This window comes from Verrucomicrobiota bacterium (assembly GCA_016871535.1).
Classification (GTDB): Bacteria; Verrucomicrobiota; Verrucomicrobiia; order Limisphaerales; family SIBE01; genus VHCZ01.
This window is the reverse complement of the sequence record VHCZ01000418.1, coordinates 1-3,052: the sequence shown is the minus strand read 5'-3', so window position 1 is coordinate 3,052 and position 3,052 is coordinate 1. Positions and strand designations below refer to the sequence as shown.

Sequence of the window (3,052 nt, the reverse complement as noted above, 5' to 3'; positions counted from 1 at the left end):
AAGTGGTCCGTTTCGTAAATACGCTCACGTTCGTTGCGCCCAATTTGGCCTGGGGAAAGGCGCGACGAGCGAGCATCCCCCGCCAGTGGGGCTGTGACCGAGGAGCAACGCAGCCCCAGGCAAAATTCGGCGCAACCCGGAGGGCGGCAGTTCTTTTTCGCCAGACTTCGTTGCTTGCTCCTTACAGATCCACTTCGGGATATGCTCGTCGCTCGCGCCTCGTCTGGCCGAAAAATCCCTTGCCGCGAACGTGAGCGTATTTATGAAATGGACCACTAAGGATCGGATCGGTCTCATTTACCGAGAAGCGCTGCAACACGGCAAAGTGGTTTACGAGGCTTGACACGGTGTATCACCGTCCGAGCAACCGTTGGATGAAAGACCGTCTCCAAGTCGTCGAAGGCGACATCACCAAGCAGCAAGTCGATGCCATCGTCAATGCGGCGAACACGAGCCTGCTTGGCGGCGGGGGCGTGGACGGAGCGATCCATCGCGCGGCCGGGCCGGAATTGCTCGAAGAATGCCGCAAACTCAACGGCTGTCCCACCGGCCAGGCCAAAATCACCCAGGGCTACAAGCTTCCCGCGAAATGGGTCATTCACACCGTGGGCCCCGTGTGGCGCGACGGGCGGCATGGCGAAGACGAATTGCTGGCGAGCTGTTATCGGAGTTGCTTCGCCCTGGCCGAGCAACACGGCATCCGCACAATCGCTTTCCCCTCCATCAGCACCGGCGCGTATGGTTTTCCCATGGACCGCGCCACCCGGCTCGCCCTCATCGAAATCAAAAAATTCTTCGCCCGCAATACTTCGGTCGAGAAAGTCGTGCTGGTTTGCTTCGGGAAGAGCGCCTGCGAGACTCACCTGGCGGCGGTGCAAGTGATCGTGGGTTGAAAGGCTCGCAGAGGCCTTCGTTAAGAAATCCCTGCCGCCTTCAGCCCCTTTCGGCTCAAATTGCGTTGCAGTTGCTGCAATTTCTGCGGATTTCTGCCCACGTTGACATTCGGTGCGAATCGCCTTTCAATAACTGAGGATTATGGCCGTTGAGACATCGTCACCTCGAACCCCTCAAACGCAGGCCTGGTTGCAGACTATCTACAACCGCCCGGCGGAGTTTCTGGGGCAAACCGTTGCGATCCTCAACGATGAAAAGATCGTGCTGGTTGCGCCAACGTTTAGGGCTGCTCGCGAAGGCGTCGCCAGGCTCGGCTTGCCGTCCGGGGCTAACGTCACCTACTTTCATGTGCCTCAGTCGTTGCCCGAGGTATGCATTCTCACTCTGCGGGTGCGCAGCCTGAAAGAGTCGCTCTGGCTGCCGCTTTACTCGGTAGAGTTACGCGGCCCGCAAGGCGCCATTCTCCAGTGCCAGATGCTCGTAGATTCGGGCGCGGACATCAGCTTGATCTCCTTCACTTCTGGGCAGGAACTGGGACTGCATCGCAGCGATGAAGAAGTCCTGCTGACCGCCCAGGGCGTCGGAGGCACTGTGGCGTATTGTTTGCGACGATTGGAACTGATCATTGATCGTGTGCCCTTGCACGCGGCGGTGGCTTGGTGCCAGGATGCAGCCGTGGATGAGATGATCCTCGGACGCAAAGACGTGTTCGACGCATTCTTTATCGAGTTTCGGCAGCCGGAAAAGCAGGTGGCTTTTACACCGACGAAAACCAAACAAGCCTCCGCGTAGGCACGGCTTCCAATTATGGCAACAGCCATCAAACCAATCAAACCGCCTCGGCGAATTCCTCGCAAGCGGCCTGCAATGCGGCGCCTTGTCGAGCCTATGGAAGATGCTTGCGACCGTTTCGACATGATGCTGACTGAACTGCATGACGTTGATAGACGAACCTATTCATTGGTGGAGGCAAGAAAACGCCTCGGTCTCGGTGACTGATATTCGCTGGCATCCCAGAAGATTCAGCGATAACCCATCAACAGCTTCGGGTCCATCATCTTCACCCTGGATTTGCTTTCCGTCTCATGCCGCCGATTTGCCGAAGCCCTGACGGTGGTCCGATTGATTGCGCTCCCAGAGACCGGGGCTTACTTCGCCGCGTGGGGGGATGCTGCAAGAGGAAGAACAAATCCATTGAGTTTCGTCGTGACGAATGAGAATCCGGGAATTTCTGCTCTGTTTGCGCCGTTGAACGCTAACCAGGTTGCCCTGGCTGTTATCGAAAATGGCTTCGGAACCGTCGCTGTAACTCCCGCGACGAATGTGTTCACCAAGGGGCAGGCCGTTTCCTTGCTCGCCTTGCCGGAAAAAGATCAAACATTCACAGGCTGGAGTGGTGATGCTTCAGCGAGCCCAAACCCGCTCTTGATCACGCTGGACTCCGATAAGAGAATCACGGCGAATTTCACACGCAGACCGACTTTAGGTCTTCAACCCGGTCTTCGCGGATTGATCGAGGATGGTTTTCATTTCCTGATCAACGGCGAAGAAGGAGCAATTTATTCCGTGGAGACTTCCAACGACCTCGTGAATTGGAAGCCTCTTACGGCAGTCACAAATGTTTTTTCAACGATGCCATTAGTGGATTCGAACGCTGCCAACAGGTTTTATCGGCTTCTCTTGCTCAAATGATAGCGGAGCGCAACGGTGAGCCATCTCATTGCGCTGTTACCATGAACAGGCTTGAATCTGGGTATGGTCAATCTCGCTCCTGTCACCGAGCGCGAAGTCGATTTGTTGGATCAACTCCACCGGATGCACGAGCGGCCGCTCTATTTCGTCGGTGAACGGCTGGCCGGCGCTTTGACCGGATCGACCGGGTTGCGCGAGCCGCAGCGTTCGCGTTGGAGGGACCTGGTTCACCTGGAAGCGCCCTCGGGCCAGCAGACCGGCGGCATCGTCACCATCGAAGGCGCGGAGCAGACCGATCCGCTTCATCTGGGGCGTTTCGGGACTTTGGGGAATTTCGAGATGACAAACACGATCGAAGTGGCCGGCCGGGTGATGGATGAAAGCGCGTTGCTGGGGCGCGTTGGCGCTTCGGCCGTTTTGGCCGCTTATCCTTCGTGGGACAAACTGGACTCGAATGAAGCCCGCA

4 protein-coding genes are annotated in these 3,052 nt (G+C 57.1%); all 4 read left to right on the top strand.

All coding sequences use genetic code 11. The features are described 5' to 3' along the window. The first annotated feature begins 374 nt into the window (after window positions 1-374). Window positions 375-893 carry an O-acetyl-ADP-ribose deacetylase gene (locus FJ398_27015; GenBank protein ID MBM3841529.1) on the top strand — a complete coding sequence of 173 codons (519 nt, stop codon included), beginning with the start codon at window positions 375-377 and terminating at the stop codon, window positions 891-893. A gap of 142 nt (window positions 894-1,035) precedes the next feature. Then, window positions 1,036-1,686 carry a hypothetical protein gene (locus tag FJ398_27010; GenBank protein ID MBM3841528.1) on the top strand — a complete coding sequence of 217 codons (651 nt, stop codon included), beginning with the start codon at window positions 1,036-1,038 and terminating at the stop codon, window positions 1,684-1,686. A gap of 558 nt (window positions 1,687-2,244) precedes the next feature. After that, on the top strand, window positions 2,245-2,586 hold the full coding sequence (locus FJ398_27005; protein ID MBM3841527.1) for a hypothetical protein: 342 nt from the start codon (window positions 2,245-2,247) through the stop codon (window positions 2,584-2,586). Window positions 2,587-2,649: 63 nt separating this feature from the next. Continuing rightward, a partial coding sequence (locus FJ398_27000) for a hypothetical protein (GenBank protein MBM3841526.1) occupies window positions 2,650-3,052 on the top strand: 403 nt, incomplete at its 3' end.

Bases quoted from the DNA above. Each gene is read 5' to 3' on its own strand.
- FJ398_27015 (MBM3841529.1), top strand. From the start codon at position 375: ATGAAAGACCGTCTCCAAGTCGTCGAAGGCGACATCACCAAGCAGCAA.
- FJ398_27010 (MBM3841528.1), top strand. From the start codon at position 1,036: ATGGCCGTTGAGACATCGTCACCTCGAACCCCTCAAACGCAGGCCTGG.